General features: G+C 65.1%; 16 protein-coding genes. 10 read left to right on the forward strand and 6 right to left on the reverse strand.

Annotated elements, in window-relative coordinates; translation table 11 throughout:
* Positions 1-2: 2 nt before the first annotated feature.
* Positions 3-467, reverse strand: coding sequence for a transcriptional regulator NrdR (nrdR, locus tag ACWKWX_RS28365; protein WP_166363187.1), 465 nt, complete (start codon positions 465-467; stop codon positions 3-5).
* 107 nt (positions 468-574) lie between these two features.
* On the opposite strand from nrdR, the gene ACWKWX_RS28370 reads away from it, so the two are divergent.
* The 3 genes from ACWKWX_RS28370 (at position 575) to trxA (ending at position 2,609) form a co-directional block, all read left to right on the forward strand.
* The gene (locus ACWKWX_RS28370; RefSeq protein ID WP_416427100.1) at positions 575-1,027 is read left to right on the forward strand and encodes a YbaY family lipoprotein; all 453 of its coding nucleotides are present in this window, start codon (positions 575-577) and stop codon (positions 1,025-1,027) included.
* Positions 1,024-1,671 (forward strand): class I SAM-dependent methyltransferase, encoded by a 648-nt coding sequence (locus ACWKWX_RS28375; protein WP_473004631.1) that lies wholly within the window; start codon positions 1,024-1,026, stop codon positions 1,669-1,671. Before ACWKWX_RS28370 ends, ACWKWX_RS28375 begins: the two co-directional genes overlap by 4 nt.
* Positions 1,672-1,736: 65 nt before the next feature.
* Positions 1,737-2,609 (forward strand): thioredoxin, encoded by an 873-nt coding sequence (gene trxA, locus ACWKWX_RS28380; RefSeq protein WP_483829506.1) that lies wholly within the window; start codon positions 1,737-1,739, stop codon positions 2,607-2,609.
* Position 2,610: 1 nt separating this feature from the next.
* Here the strand turns inward: trxA and ACWKWX_RS28385 are convergent, their stop codons facing one another.
* The gene (locus ACWKWX_RS28385; RefSeq protein ID WP_416427103.1) at positions 2,611-2,952 is read right to left on the reverse strand and encodes a hypothetical protein; all 342 of its coding nucleotides are present in this window, start codon (positions 2,950-2,952) and stop codon (positions 2,611-2,613) included.
* Positions 2,953-3,193: 241 nt separating this feature from the next.
* Between ACWKWX_RS28385 and ACWKWX_RS28390 the strand changes: the two genes are divergently transcribed.
* From ACWKWX_RS28390 to ACWKWX_RS28410, 5 genes are all read left to right on the forward strand, one after another.
* Entirely contained in the window at positions 3,194-3,784 is a 591-nt protein-coding gene (locus ACWKWX_RS28390) for a DUF2796 domain-containing protein (protein WP_483829507.1), read from the forward strand.
* Positions 3,784-4,506: an ABC transporter ATP-binding protein gene (locus tag ACWKWX_RS28395; RefSeq protein ID WP_483829508.1), complete on the forward strand. Its 723-nt coding sequence runs from the start codon at positions 3,784-3,786 to the stop codon at positions 4,504-4,506. Before ACWKWX_RS28390 ends, ACWKWX_RS28395 begins: the two co-directional genes overlap by 1 nt.
* On the forward strand, positions 4,506-5,771 hold the full coding sequence (locus ACWKWX_RS28400) for an ABC transporter permease (RefSeq protein WP_473004636.1): 1,266 nt from the start codon (positions 4,506-4,508) through the stop codon (positions 5,769-5,771). Before ACWKWX_RS28395 ends, ACWKWX_RS28400 begins: the two co-directional genes overlap by 1 nt.
* A gap of 10 nt (positions 5,772-5,781) precedes the next feature.
* Positions 5,782-6,297 carry a DUF3299 domain-containing protein gene (locus ACWKWX_RS28405; RefSeq protein WP_416427107.1) on the forward strand — a complete coding sequence of 172 codons (516 nt, stop codon included), beginning with the start codon at positions 5,782-5,784 and terminating at the stop codon, positions 6,295-6,297.
* A gap of 105 nt (positions 6,298-6,402) precedes the next feature.
* Positions 6,403-7,101 carry an OmpW/AlkL family protein gene (locus ACWKWX_RS28410; RefSeq protein ID WP_416427108.1) on the forward strand — a complete coding sequence of 233 codons (699 nt, stop codon included), beginning with the start codon at positions 6,403-6,405 and terminating at the stop codon, positions 7,099-7,101.
* A 118-nt stretch (positions 7,102-7,219) separates the two neighbouring features.
* Here the strand turns inward: ACWKWX_RS28410 and ACWKWX_RS28415 are convergent, their stop codons facing one another.
* Positions 7,220-8,149: an NAD-dependent epimerase/dehydratase family protein gene (locus ACWKWX_RS28415; protein ID WP_483829509.1), complete on the reverse strand. Its 930-nt coding sequence runs from the start codon at positions 8,147-8,149 to the stop codon at positions 7,220-7,222.
* Positions 8,142-9,026 carry a sugar nucleotide-binding protein gene (locus ACWKWX_RS28420; RefSeq protein ID WP_483829510.1) on the reverse strand — a complete coding sequence of 295 codons (885 nt, stop codon included), beginning with the start codon at positions 9,024-9,026 and terminating at the stop codon, positions 8,142-8,144. Before ACWKWX_RS28420 ends, ACWKWX_RS28415 begins: the two co-directional genes overlap by 8 nt.
* 315 nt (positions 9,027-9,341) lie before the next feature.
* On the opposite strand from ACWKWX_RS28420, the gene ACWKWX_RS28425 reads away from it, so the two are divergent.
* Together ACWKWX_RS28425 and ACWKWX_RS28430 are read left to right on the forward strand one after the other, a co-directional pair.
* Positions 9,342-10,175 (forward strand): TSUP family transporter, encoded by an 834-nt coding sequence (locus tag ACWKWX_RS28425; protein WP_483829511.1) that lies wholly within the window; start codon positions 9,342-9,344, stop codon positions 10,173-10,175.
* A 73-nt stretch (positions 10,176-10,248) separates the two neighbouring features.
* Positions 10,249-10,803, forward strand: a complete 555-nt coding sequence (locus ACWKWX_RS28430; protein WP_416427111.1) for a YbhB/YbcL family Raf kinase inhibitor-like protein — start codon at positions 10,249-10,251, stop codon at positions 10,801-10,803.
* A gap of 164 nt (positions 10,804-10,967) precedes the next feature.
* On the opposite strand, the gene ACWKWX_RS28435 is transcribed toward ACWKWX_RS28430, so the two are convergent.
* Positions 10,968-11,483, reverse strand: coding sequence for a single-stranded DNA-binding protein (locus ACWKWX_RS28435; RefSeq protein WP_416427112.1), 516 nt, complete (start codon positions 11,481-11,483; stop codon positions 10,968-10,970).
* 9 nt (positions 11,484-11,492) lie between these two features.
* On the reverse strand, positions 11,493-12,887 hold the full coding sequence (locus ACWKWX_RS28440) for an MFS transporter (RefSeq protein WP_416427113.1): 1,395 nt from the start codon (positions 12,885-12,887) through the stop codon (positions 11,493-11,495).
* Positions 12,888-13,023: the final 136 nt, after the last annotated feature.

Raw genomic sequence — 13,023 nt, forward strand, 5'->3', positions numbered from 1 at the left:
GGTCACTCCTTGGCGGGTTCGCGGGCCAGGCGGTCGATTTCCTCGCGGAACTCGTCCAGGTCCTGGAAGCGCCGGTACACCGAGGCGAAGCGGATGTAGGCAACCTCATCGAGCTTCTGCAGCTCGGCCATCACCAGCTCGCCGACGACCAGCGACTTGACCTCGCGCTCGCCGGTGGCGCGCAGCTTGTGCTTGATGTGGGCCAGGGCCGCTTCCAGGCGCTCGACGCTGACCGGGCGCTTTTCCAGCGCCCGCTGCATGCCGGCGCGCAGTTTTTCTTCGTCGAAGGGCTGGCGGCTACCGTCCTGCTTGATCAGGCGCGGCAAAACCAGTTCGGCGGTTTCGAAGGTGGTGAAACGCTCACCGCAGGCCAGGCATTCGCGACGGCGGCGCACTTGCTCGCCCTCGGCGACCAGTCGCGAGTCGATGACCTTGGTGTCGTTGGCACCGCAGAAGGGACAGTGCATGGTGGCAGGCAACAAAAAATGGGAGGGCCATGGTAGCGCATCCCACTGGCAAGACAAGCCAAAGGCTTTACGGTATACAGAGGTTATTTATTGCGATGGATCTGCCGATGCCTCTACGCCCCCTGATTTTGCTGAGCCTGGTCGCGTTGCTCGCGGCCTGCGGCAGCGACAAGCCCAAGCCGGTGGCGCCCGTTGCGCCCGCCCCGAAAGCCGCCATCGGCGCCCAGCAGCCACTGGGGCCGCTGCCCGCCTACCAGCGTGAGCTGACCGGCACCGTGCTCGGCGCCCCGGCCGGCGCCGAGGTTGAGCTGGCCCTGCTGGCGGTGGATGAGCGCGGCCGCCCGCAGCAACTGCTGGCCAGCGGCAAGTGGAACGGCACGGGCAAGCCCCTGGGCTTCCAGCTGCGCTTCAACCCCGAGGCCTTCCCCACCAACCTGCGGGTGGAGCTGCGCGGCCGCGCCAGCCAGTCGGGGGTGCTGATCCTGCACCTGCCGGCGGTACCAGTGGCGCAGCCTGCCACCCAAGCCTTGGGCAACCTGCAGCTGCTGCAAGCGCCATGATCCACCTGCAACAGGCCTTGAGCGAGCTGCTGGGCGATGCGCAACTGGTCAGCACCGCGCTGCCTGACACCGATATCCGCCTGTGGCTGATCGACGGCGACAACATGGACCGCGCCTTCAGCCCCGAGGAAACCCGGCGCATCCTCCACGAGCCGCCGTATTGGAGCTTCTGCTGGGCGAGCGGCCTGGCCATGGCGCGCTTCCTGGCCGAGCAGCCGCACTGGGTAGCCGGCAAGCGCGTGCTGGATTTCGGCGCCGGTTCCGGCGTGGTCGCCATTGCCGCAGCCAAGGCCGGTGCCGCCGAGGTGGTGGCCTGCGACCTCGACCCGCTGGCCCTGGACGCCTGCCGCGCCAACGCTGCGCTCAACGGCGTGGCGCTGGGCTACTCGGCGGACTTCTTCGCCGAGGCCGACCGCTTTGACCTGATCCTGGTGGCCGACGTGCTCTACGACCGCGCCAACCTGCCCCTGCTCGACCATTTCCTCAGCCGCGGGCGCCAGGCGCTGGTGGCCGACTCGCGGGTGCGCGACTTCAGCCACCCGGTCTACCAGCCGCTGGGCCAGTTGCACGCCTGCACCTTGCCGGACCTGGCCGAGCCCCACGAGTTTCGCCACGTCAGCCTCTATCACGCGCAGCGCGGCTGAGGCGCTTCCGGCCAGCAGCGCCAGCCTTTATAGTGCGGGTATTACCGCTTTTTTCGAGATGCACGATGAGCCAGTCCACGCCGTATATTTTCGATGTCACCACTGCCACCTTCCAACAGGACGTGATCGACAAGTCGTTCGAGCAGCCCGTGCTGGTGGACTTCTGGGCCGAGTGGTGCGCCCCCTGCAAGGTGCTGATGCCGCTGCTGGAAAAGATCGCCGAGAGCTACCAGGGCGAGCTGTTGCTGGCCAAGGTCAATTGCGACGTGGAGCAGGACATCGTCGCCCACTTCGGCATTCGCAGCCTGCCTACCGTGGTGCTGTTCAAGGAAGGCAAGCCGGTGGATGGTTTCGCCGAAGCACGCCCGGAAGCCGAGATCCGCGCCATGCTGGAGCCGCATGTGCACATGCCCGAAGCTGCCGCCGCCGACCCGCTGGAAGCGGCCCAGGCGCTGTTCAACGAAGGCCAGTTCGCCAAGGCCGAGGAGATCCTGCGGGTGCTGCTGGGCGAAGATAACAGCAACGCCCTGGCACTGATCCTGTACGCCCGCTGCCTGGCCGAACGCAATGAACTGGGTGAGGCCCAGGCCGTGCTGGACGCGGTCAAGGGCGACGAGCACAAGGCCGCCCTGGCCGGCGCCAAGGCGCAGCTGACCTTCCTGAGCCAGGCCGCCGACCTGCCCGACGTCGCCGACCTCAAGACCCGCGTCGCACAGAACCCGGGAGACGACGAGGCAGTATTCCAGCTGGCGATCCAGCAGCTGTCGCGCCAGCAGTACGAAGCAGCGCTGGACGCCCTGCTGAAACTGTTCGTGCGCAACCGCAGCTTCAACGAAGGCGTGGCGCACAAGACCCTGCTGCAGGTGTTCGAGCTGCTGGGCAATGATCACCCGCTGGTCACCACCTACCGCCGCAAGCTGTTCGCCGCCCTCTACTGAGTCATTCGACCCAGCAATACAGCGGCGCGTCGGCGCCGCTTTCCACCCGCACTTCCCGGCAATGGCGCAGACGTACCAACAGGCGCTTGCCCGCTGCCACGCTGCCCGCCAGGCCTTCCAGCTGCCCCAGCAGTTCGGGGCCGCTGACCTGCCCTGCCTGTTGCACCAGTTGCAGCGTGGCCTGCCACAGGGCGTCGTCCTGCCCCGCCGGCTTGGCCGCCGGGGCTGCCGGAGCCTGGGCCTGCACGTTCAACTGCGCCCCCAGGTGCTGCCAGTCGGCGGCGTCCATCTCGATGGTCAGGTCCACCGGCCAGGCGCCGATGCTTCCACGAATTCGTAGCATGTTGAGTCCTCGTCTGCGAAGGTCCATGTTCCCATACCTGCGCAAACCCTGAACACCGTAGCCGCTGCCGAAGGCTGCGCTGGCCGGTGTGAACATCAGAGATATGGAGTGTGGCTGAGGGCCAGCGCAGCCTGGCGGCAGCGGCTACGCGCGGTGAAAAATTTCATCTGGGCCTTTATGGTGCTGGCACTTTAAAGTTGTTATAACGTTACAATTATTCATCTTTCCTCAGGACATTTTCATGCGCCGACTTCTGCTCGCCCTGCCCTTCGCGCTGCTGCCACTGGCCATTGCCCACGCCGACGACACCCCGGTAAAACACGGCAGCCTGGGCACGCATGAACACGGCACGGCCCGCGTCAACGCGGCGCTGGACGACCAGACCCTGGCGCTGGAACTGCAAAGCCCGGCCATGAACATCGTCGGCTTCGAACACCTGGCCACCACTGACGCCGACAAGGCCGCCGTGGCCAAGGCCCGCGCCCTGCTGGAACAGCCCCTGGCGCTGTTCAACCTGCCGGCCGCCGCCGGTTGCAGCGTGGCCAGCCAGCACCTGCAGAGCCCGCTGTTCGGCGACGTGATGCCCGCCGAGGATGGCGACGATGACGACCACGATCACGACGAGCACGCCGCCGGCGCCGAGCACCACCATAGCGAGATCCACGCCAGCTACGAATTCACCTGCACCGCCCCGGACAAGCTCAAGGGCCTGGACCTGTCGCAGGTGTTCAAGACCTTCCCCGCCACCCACAAGGTGGTGGTACAGATGATCGGCCCGGCTGGCCAAAAAGGCCTGGAAGCCACCCCGGACAACAGCACCCTGGGTTTCTGATGGCCAGTACAGCCCTTATCGAACTGCGCGACCTGCACTTTGCCTGGCCGCGCCAGCCGGCGTTGCTGGACATACCCGCGTTCCGCCTGGAAGCCGGCGAGACGCTGTTCCTCAAAGGCCCCAGCGGCAGCGGCAAGACCACCCTGCTGGGCCTGCTGGGCGGCGTGCAGAAGCCCGTCAGTGGCAGCGTGCAGGTGCTGGGCCATGAACTGGGTGACATGAGCCAGGGCCGCCGCGACCGCTTCCGCGTCGACCACACCGGCTACATCTTCCAACAGTTCAACCTGCTGCCGTTCCTGTCGGTGCGCGAAAACGTGGAACTGCCCTGCCACTTCTCGCGCCAGCGCGCCGAGCGGGCCAGGCAGCGCCACGGCAGTATCGACCAGGCAGCGGCCACCCTGCTGGCGCACCTGGGCCTCACCGACCCGGCGCTGCTGCAGCGCCGCGCCGACACCTTGTCCATCGGCCAGCAGCAACGCGTGGCCGCAGCCCGTGCGCTGATCGGCCAGCCGGAACTGGTGATCGCCGACGAGCCCACCTCGGCGCTGGACTACGACGCTCGCGAAGCCTTCATTCGCCTGCTGTTCGCCGAATGCCGCGAGGCCGGCTCGAGCCTGCTGTTCGTCAGCCACGACCAGAGCCTGGCACCGCTGTTCGACCGCAGCCTGTCGCTGGCCGAACTCAACCGGGCCGTGCGCCCCGCCGCCCCTGGGGAAGTCTGATGTACCTGTTCCGTCTAGCCGTGGCCAGCCTGGCCAACCGGCGCTTCACCGCCTTCCTCACCGCGTTCGCCATTGCCCTGTCGGTGTGCCTGCTGCTGGCCGTGGAACGCGTGCGCACCGAAGCCCGCACCAGCTTTGCCAGCACCATCAGCGGCACCGACCTGATCGTCGGCGCCCGCTCGGGCTCGGTGAACCTGCTGCTGTATTCGGTGTTCCGCATCGGCAACGCCACCAACAACATTCGCTGGGACAGCTTCCAGCACTACGCCCACGACCCGCGGGTGAAATGGGCCATCCCCATGTCCCTGGGCGACTCGCACCGTGGCTACCGGGTGCTGGGCACCGACCAGTCGTACTTCGAGCATTACCAGTACGGCCATCACCAGCCACTGGAAATGGCCGCCGGGCGTTTCTTCGCCAGCGACCCGTTCGAGGTGGTGCTCGGCGCAGAGGTAGCCGACGCGCTGCACTACAAGCTCGGTGACACCCTGGTGCTGGCCCACGGCACCGCCGCCATCAGCCTGGTCAAGCACGACGACAAGCCGTTCACCGTGGTCGGCATCCTCAAGCGCACCGGCACCCCGGTGGACCGCACGCTGCACATCAGCCTGGGCGGCATGGAAGCCATCCACATCGACTGGCACAACGGCGTGCCGGCCCGTGGCGCCGGGCGCATCAGCGCCGACCAGGCGCGCAACATGGACCTCACGCCTACCGCCATCACCGCCGTGATGCTGGGCCTGAACAACAAGATCTCGACCTTCGCCCTGCAACGCGAGATCAACGATTTTGTTGGCGAACCGCTGCTGGCAATCCTGCCCGGCGTGGCCCTGCAAGAGCTGTGGGGGTTGATGGGCACGGCGGAGAAAGCCTTGTTCGTGGTCTCGCTGTTCGTGGTGCTGACCGGGCTGATCGGCATGCTCACGGCCATCCTCACCAGCCTCAACGAGCGCCGGCGCGAGATGGCCATCCTGCGCTCGGTGGGCGCGCGCCCCTGGCATATCGCCAGCCTGCTGATACTGGAAGCCTTCTCCCTGGCGCTGTGCGGCATCGTCGCCGGGGTGGCGCTGCTGTATGCCGGCATCGCTGCGGCGCAGGGCTACGTGCAGGCCAATTATGGGCTGTACTTGCCGTTGTCGGCCCCCACGGCCTATGAATGGTCGCTGCTGGGCATTATCCTCGCCGCAGCCCTGGTCATGGGCGCCGTACCGGCCTGGCGTGCCTACCGGCAGTCACTGGCCGACGGCCTGTCCATCCACCTGTGAGCCGTGCCCGATGAAAGCTGCCTTGCTGTTTGTATTGATGATCGCCGCCCCTGGCCTATGGGCGGCCACGGCGCCGCGCGAGCTGACCTGGGCGGAGATGATTCCGCCCGACGCGCCGAAAATCGCCCCGCAGATGACGCCCCTGCACGACCTGTCGAAGATGGGCTCGGACATGGAGTCGGCGCCAGCGGTCAAGCAGCAACAGCCCGACGCCCCGGTGGTGAAGGCACTGGACGGCCAGAACGTGAAGATGCCGGGGTTCATCGTGCCGCTGGAGGTCAGCGATGACGGGCGCACCACCGACTTCCTGCTGGTGCCGTACTACGGCGCCTGCATCCACGTGCCGCCGCCGCCTTCGAACCAGATCGTCCACGTGACCAGCCAGGTCGGGGTCAAGCTCGACGACCTGTACCAGGCATTCTGGGTGGAGGGCACGATGCGCGTGAAGCGTTCGGACAGCGAGCTGGCCGACGCCGGCTACCAGATGGAAGCCGACAAGATTTACATCTACGAGCTGCCGGAATAACGCGCCAGGTAAAAGTTACGGTTTTATTGAGCTGGGTCAAAACCCTCGATCCAGAGCTTTCCTACCATCGGCCAAGGCTTTTTCCCCTTGTCCGATGGAGACCCGATGAACACCAAACTGCTAGGGGCCTCGCTGATCAGCGCCGCCCTGTTCACCCCGCTTGCCCACGCTCACCAGGCCGGGGACTTCATCGTCCGCGCGGGCGCGATCGAGACCGCGCCCAACGAGGACAGCGGCAACCTCAAGCTCGACGGCGCCAAGGTCTCCGGCACCAAGGCTACCCTGGGCAACGACACCCAACTGGGCCTGACCTTCGCCTACATGCTCACCGACCACGTGGGCGTGGAACTGCTGGCGGCCACGCCGTTCCAGCACAAGGTCGGGGTCAAGGGCGTGAGCGCCGCCACCGGCGTGGCGGGCCTGGACGGCAAGCTGGCTGACATCAAGCAGCTGCCACCCACCCTGTCGCTGCAGTACTACCCCATGGAGCCCAGCTCCAAATTCCAGCCTTATGCGGGCGTGGGCCTGAACTACACCTGGTTCTACGGTGAAGACCTGACCAGCGACCGCAAGGCCGAGGGTTTCAGCAACCTGAACCTGAAGAACTCGTGGGGCTGGGCAGCCCAGGTGGGCGCGGACTACATGCTGACCGACCACATCATGCTCAACGCCGCGGTGTGGTACGTGGACATCGATACCCAGGCCAGCGTCGACGGCCCGACCGCGCTGGGCGTGGGCCGCACCAAGGTCAACGTGGACGTGGACCCGTGGGTCTACATGGTGGGCGTGGGTTACAAGTTCTGATGTGAACGGCTACACCACGATCGCGTAGCCGCTGCCGCAGGCTGCGCTGGCCCTTTGCCTCGCTGGAGACCTCCAGCGCCTGCCAGGGCCAGCGCAGCCTGCGGCAGCGGCTACGGGTTCACAGGCCCAGCAGGTTGCGCAGGCCGGTGGCCATCGGGGTGATTGCCGGCAGGGTGAAGCGCTGCAGCAGGCGCGAGTTGTTCGCCCGGGAGTGCTTGATATCGCCAGGGCGTGCATCGCCGTAGCTGACCGCGGGCAAGCTGCCCAGCACGGTCTTCAACTCAGCCAGCAACTGGTTGAGGCTCATGGCCTGGTTCAGGCCCACGTTGATCGCCCCTTCCTCGACGCTCGGCGCTTCCAGCGCCTGCAGCAGCACCGCTACCAGGTCCCCCACGTAGATGAAGTCGCGCGTCTGCTCGCCATCGCCATACAGGTTGATGGGCAGTTTTTGCTGGGCGCGCTCGCAGAAGATGCTGATGACCCCGGAGTACGGCGAGGATGGATCCTGGCGCGGCCCGAAGACGTTGAAGAAGCGGAAGATCACCGGCTCCAGGCCGTGCTGGCGGCGGTAGAAGTCCAGGTAGTGCTCGCTGGCCAGCTTGTCCGAGGCGTAGGGGGTCAACGGCGCCTTGGGCGTGTCCTCGCCGATGGCCTCGCCTTCACCGTTGTTGCCATACACGGCCGCGCTGGAGGCGAATACCACGCGCTTGATACCCGCGACGCGCATGGCCTCGCAGACGTTCAAGGTGCCGATGAAGTTGGCCTGGTGCGTGCGCACCGGGTCGTCCACCGAGGCCTGCACCGAAGCCACAGCGGCCAGGTGCACCACCGCCTGGCAACCCTGGGCGGCGCGGGCCACCAGGGCGGCATCGGCGACGTCGCCTTCGATGAGCTCTACCCTTGGGTTGTCCAGTGGCAGGTTGCTGCGCTTGCCCATGGAGAGGTCGTCGAGAATCCGCACCGCATGGCCTTTCTCCAACAGCGCGTCAACAAGGTTCGAGCCGATGAAGCCGGCGCCCCCGGTGATCAGTACAGGTGCATCAACCATGTCGGTAATATCTATCCAATAGGCTTGGGAGGCCCGAGCGCCAGGCGCGCGGCTTGATCCCGAAGGTGTGAAGGATTTTCTTGCAGGCCAGCACCGCATGCTGCGGCTCATCGGCGGCGTCAGGGCGGGCGGCGTGCGCCTGGGCCGTGGGCGCCTCGATGGCCAGCGGGTGCAGGCTCGCCGCTTCGCTGATGATCGCCTGCCCCAGCGCCAGCGGCGTGGTGGCCTCGTTGCCGGCGTAGTGATACGTGCCCCACAGCGGCGCCGCGCAATCGAGTTGCTTGAGCACCGAGATAATCACCCGCGCGGCGTCGTCCACCGGCGTCGGGTTGCCACGGCGGTCATCGGCCAGGTGAATTTCCTGGGGCTGTTCGGCACGGGCGAGGAAACGCCCCAGCACGCCGTCGACGCTGTCATCCAGCAACCAGCCGAAACGCAGCAGCACATGCTGCGGGCAGGTAGCCCGCACGCTCTGCTCGATGCGCCACAGGGCCTGGCCGCGCAGCCCCAGGGGCACGGGCTCGTCCTTCTCGCTGTACGCCGTGGCGCGCGAGCCGTCGAACACCCGGTAGCTGGAAGGCTGCACAAGGATGATCTGGTGGTGCTGGCACAACTGCGCCAGGCGCTCTACCGAGCGCTCCTGCTGGGCCAGCCGGGCTTCGCTGACGCTCTCGGCCTGGAACCAGTCGAAATAGTAGGCAAGGTTGATCAGCGCATCGGGGCGGGTGTCATCGAGCAGCTGGGTCAGGCTCGCCGCATCCCAACCGTTTTCAGGTGGGCGCGGAGCAAGGAAGCCGATGTCTTCCTCCGCCCCGAGACGAATCAGCGCTTGCCCAAGGGCATTACCGCCGCCCAACAGCATAAGGCGCATTCGCATAGAGTCAGCAGGTCCGGTCCGTTAAGTCTGTGAGCCAGGGATTGCCGGGGGCCAGAGCCACGCGGCGATCGGTCAAGAGGCTTATGTTATTGCATTTTGCGGATTTGTGCTGCGGGGATCAATCGGCAATTGGCTGGGGGTCAAACCTCCAGATCGGCTACCTGAACACACCGCAATATAGCCTTACACAATCCCCGTAAGCGCTAAGTTGCCCAGGCAGATCTAATGCCATAGGTTCGTGGCGGTGTCACAAACGAATAATTCCAATAAGACGCCGGCAAATGCCAGCTCAATGAACTGGGGCAAGAAAACAAGATGCTGGAAGCCGATCTCAATCTTATCCTGATCATGTCAGCAGTGGCCTTGGCTGCCGGGTTCCTCGACGCCATCGCCGGGGGCGGCGGGCTTATCACCCTCCCCGCCCTTTTGGTGGCCGGCATTGAGCCTGTCGCCGCCATTGCAACCAATAAACTGCAAGCGTCTTGCGCCAGCGTGTCGGCGACTGTAAGTTTCGCGCGAAAGGGGCTTTTGGCATGGCGGAGCGCGCTGCCTATGGCCGGCGCTTCATTTATCGCAGGTGGCACAGGCGCGCTCATCGCCGGCCTCCTTCCAGGTGACCTGTTGGAAAAGGTCATCCCTCCCCTGTTGATTATGGTGGCCTGCTACTTTGCCTTCGTTCGCACACCAGGCAATGCCGGGACTGCACCCAGATGCTCTGCACTGGTATTCGGCGCGGTGGCGGTGCCCGCCATCGGTTTCTACGACGGAGTATTCGGCCCAGGCACCGGTTCTTTTTTCCTGGTAGCTTTCGTTGCGCTGATGGGCCAAGGACTGATGCATGCCTTATCAAGCAGCAAGCTGATGAACGCTTCATGCAATGTTGGCGCGCTGCTGGTGTTCTCCATGACGGGCAAGATTTTGTGGCCACTTGCGCTTGCCATGGCCGTCGGCGCATTCCTCGGCGCCCAGTTGGGAGCACGCTGTGCCATGCGGTTTGGCCCGGGGCTCGTAAGGCCTTTGCTGATCACCGTATGCCTGGCGATGGCGGGAAAACTCCTGTTTGGCGGGGCCACAATGTCAGGAGCTGAGCAGCCGCTGGTTGAACGCGAAGCACCTTCAATGACCGCGGTTTCATCTTCGGAGACTTGATTGCCCTTATCATCCGACGTGGTCTTTGCTCGCCTGTCTGAAGCAGAGACTGCGAACCGGATGGAACTGAAAAATGAAACTGCGCCACCTGCTTACCACCTGCACCGCCGCCCTGCTGCTGGCCGGCACCCAACTGGCCAGCGCCACCACCATGAAGGTCAGCACCGACGCCTTTGCCGAAGGCGGCAAGGTCAATGTCAGCGCCGCCGATACCCCGGCCGAGTGCGGTTCGGGCAAGCGCCACAACCCGCAGGTGTCATGGAGTGAGCTGCCCGCTGGCACCCAGTCGATGGCTGTGCTGATTCTCGACGTGGACGGGCATAACGGCCTGGGCGTCAGCCACTGGGTGACCTATAACATTCCAGCCCAGCGTGGCGGGATCAAGGAGGGTGAAGCGCTGGTCAGCGTGCCGGGCATCACCGTGGGCAAGAATATTGCCGGGACCGCCGATTTCCGTGGCTTCTGCCCAGCCCCGGGGGATCAGCCGCATCATTATGTGCTGACGGTGATTGCCACCGACCTCAAGCCTGGCGCGCTGCCTGAAGGGCTGACCCGCGAAGAGCTGATGGCGCGCCTGGCGGGCCATGCGTTGGCGGGGCGTAACGTGGTTGGCCTGTACGGGCATTGACGTTGTAGCAGCGGCGGGGCGGCCATCCGCCGCCAGGCCGCGTCATCGGCGCCGCCGGCTTGCAGGCTCAGCTCGGCGTTGCGGGACGCAGCCTGCGGCAGCTGCTACGGGCTTTTGGGTCAAAAAAAACCCCCGCTAGGCGGGGGCTTTTTTGATGGCAGCAATCAGAACGGAATATCGTCGTCGAAGCTGTCGAAGTCAGCAGCAGGTTGCGGGGCAGCCTGTTGCGGCGCTGGGCGCGACTGTTGTGGCGCGGCCTGCTGAGGACGTGGAGCCTGCTGGCGCGGGGCCGACTGCTGGTAGTTGTTGCCGCCCTGGCCCTGGTCGCCCTGTTGTGGACGGCCGCCCAGCAGCTGCATGGTGCCCTGCATGTCGACGATGATTTCAGTGGTGTAGCGCTTGATGCCGTCTTTTTCCCACTCGCGGGTCTGCAGCTTGCCTTCGATGTAAACCTGCGAACCCTTGCGCAGGTATTCGCCGGCGATCTCGGCAACCTTGCCGAACATCGACACGCGGTGCCATTCGGTGCGCTCGACCTTCTGGCCGCTCTGCTTGTCGGTCCACTGCTCGCTGGTAGCCAGGCTCAGGTTGGTGACAGCGTTGCCGTTGGGCAGGTAGCGGACTTCAGGATCCTGACCGCAAGTACCGACCAAAATGACTTTGTTAACCCCACGGGCCATAACATTCTCCTAGGCTTGGCACGTCTCTGGGCCTGGGTTGACCAGGCGCTCCAGGGAAGCACGATCCAAAATTTCTGTATCCAGTTTGATATAGATGGCGGCTTCTTCTGCCACCACCACTGCATCTGTTACACCCGGTACTGCCTTGAGGCGCTCGGTGAGGCCCGCTTCGCGTATCGCCTCTGGCGACAGGGGCAAGCGCAGGCTCGTCACGTACGGTGGTTCACGCATAGTAACAGCTATGGCCAACCAAATCGCCAACAGCCCGGCGCAGCCGATGAATACCACATTCAAGCCGCCGTGCTGGAACAGCCAGCCACCGAGGATGCCACCCAGGGCCGCGCCCAGGAACTGGCTGGTGGAGTACACGCCCATGGCCGTGCCCTTGCCACCGGCCGGCGACACCTTGCTGATCAGCGACGGCAGCGAAGCTTCCAGCAGGTTGAAGGCGGTGAAGAACACCACGGTGCCAACCACCAGTTCCGTCAGCGTGTTGCCGAAGGCCCAGAAAAACAGCTCGGTGAGCATCAGGGTGGCGACCGCACCAATCAGCACGCGCTTCATCTTGCGCTTTTTTTCGCCGTAGATGATGAACGGAATCATCCCGAAAAAAGATACCAGCAAGGCAGTCAGGTAAACCCACCAGTGCTGCTCTTTCGGCAGCCCGGCGCGCTCCACCAAGGCCAGCGGCAAGGCCACGAAGCTCGCCATCAGGATGGCGTGCAGCACGAAGATCCCCACGTCCAGGCGCAGCAGGTCCGGGTGCTTGAGGGTCGGCAGCAGCGCCTGCCGGGCCACGCCCGACTCACGGTGGGTGAAGTGGCTGGAGGCGCTGGGCACCACGAAGGCGATCAGGGCGATACCCACCAGGGCCATCACCGCGGTGACGATGAACAGCCCGGACAAGCCGAACGCGCGCGTCACCAGCGGGCCCACCACCATGGCCACTGCGAACGACACGCCGATGCTCATGCCGATGGTGGCCATGGCCTTGGTGCGGTGCTGCTCGCGGGTCAGGTCCGACAGCAGGGCCATGACCGCCGCGGAAATCGCCCCGGCGCCTTGCAGCACCCGACCGGCGATGACGCCCCAGATGGAGTCGGCATGGGCCGCCAGCAGGCTGCCCAGGGCAAAGATCACCAGGCCGATGTAGATCACCGGGCGACGGCCGATGCGGTCGGAAATGATGCCAAATGGAATTTGCAGGAAAGCCTGGGTCAGGCCGTAGGCGCCGATGGCGAAGCCGATCAGGGCCGGGGTGGCGCCGGCCAGGTCCATGCCGTAGGTGGCCAGTACTGGCAACACCATGAACATGCCCAGCATGCGGAATGCGAACACCAGGGCCAGGCCGCCAGCCGCGCGGGTCTCGCTGCCGCTCATGCGTTCGCTGTGGAGATCGTGCATGGAAAAACCTCGTGTGAACCGGCGGCGATTCTACCAGTCCCAACGATAGAGGGGGTATATGGCGACGCTTTGCCGCGCAGTTGTCATGTATGGCATCAGGGATGTCATCCGATAGTGTGCATCCATCCAGTATTTG

This window comes from Pseudomonas imperatae (assembly GCF_057128625.1).

Coding starts and splice junctions, on each gene's coding strand:
- nrdR (WP_166363187.1), bottom strand. CDS start 467: ATGCACTGTCCCTTCTGCGGTGCCAACGACACCAAGGTCATCGACTCG.
- ACWKWX_RS28370 (WP_416427100.1), top strand. CDS start 575: ATGCCTCTACGCCCCCTGATTTTGCTGAGCCTGGTCGCGTTGCTCGCG.
- ACWKWX_RS28375 (WP_473004631.1), top strand. CDS start 1,024: ATGATCCACCTGCAACAGGCCTTGAGCGAGCTGCTGGGCGATGCGCAA.
- trxA (WP_483829506.1), top strand. CDS start 1,737: ATGAGCCAGTCCACGCCGTATATTTTCGATGTCACCACTGCCACCTTC.
- ACWKWX_RS28385 (WP_416427103.1), bottom strand. CDS start 2,952: ATGCTACGAATTCGTGGAAGCATCGGCGCCTGGCCGGTGGACCTGACC.
- ACWKWX_RS28390 (WP_483829507.1), top strand. CDS start 3,194: ATGCGCCGACTTCTGCTCGCCCTGCCCTTCGCGCTGCTGCCACTGGCC.
- ACWKWX_RS28395 (WP_483829508.1), top strand. CDS start 3,784: ATGGCCAGTACAGCCCTTATCGAACTGCGCGACCTGCACTTTGCCTGG.
- ACWKWX_RS28400 (WP_473004636.1), top strand. CDS start 4,506: ATGTACCTGTTCCGTCTAGCCGTGGCCAGCCTGGCCAACCGGCGCTTC.
- ACWKWX_RS28405 (WP_416427107.1), top strand. CDS start 5,782: ATGAAAGCTGCCTTGCTGTTTGTATTGATGATCGCCGCCCCTGGCCTA.
- ACWKWX_RS28410 (WP_416427108.1), top strand. CDS start 6,403: ATGAACACCAAACTGCTAGGGGCCTCGCTGATCAGCGCCGCCCTGTTC.
- ACWKWX_RS28415 (WP_483829509.1), bottom strand. CDS start 8,149: ATGGTTGATGCACCTGTACTGATCACCGGGGGCGCCGGCTTCATCGGC.
- ACWKWX_RS28420 (WP_483829510.1), bottom strand. CDS start 9,026: ATGCGAATGCGCCTTATGCTGTTGGGCGGCGGTAATGCCCTTGGGCAA.
- ACWKWX_RS28425 (WP_483829511.1), top strand. CDS start 9,342: ATGCTGGAAGCCGATCTCAATCTTATCCTGATCATGTCAGCAGTGGCC.
- ACWKWX_RS28430 (WP_416427111.1), top strand. CDS start 10,249: ATGAAACTGCGCCACCTGCTTACCACCTGCACCGCCGCCCTGCTGCTG.
- ACWKWX_RS28435 (WP_416427112.1), bottom strand. CDS start 11,483: ATGGCCCGTGGGGTTAACAAAGTCATTTTGGTCGGTACTTGCGGTCAG.
- ACWKWX_RS28440 (WP_416427113.1), bottom strand. CDS start 12,887: ATGCACGATCTCCACAGCGAACGCATGAGCGGCAGCGAGACCCGCGCG.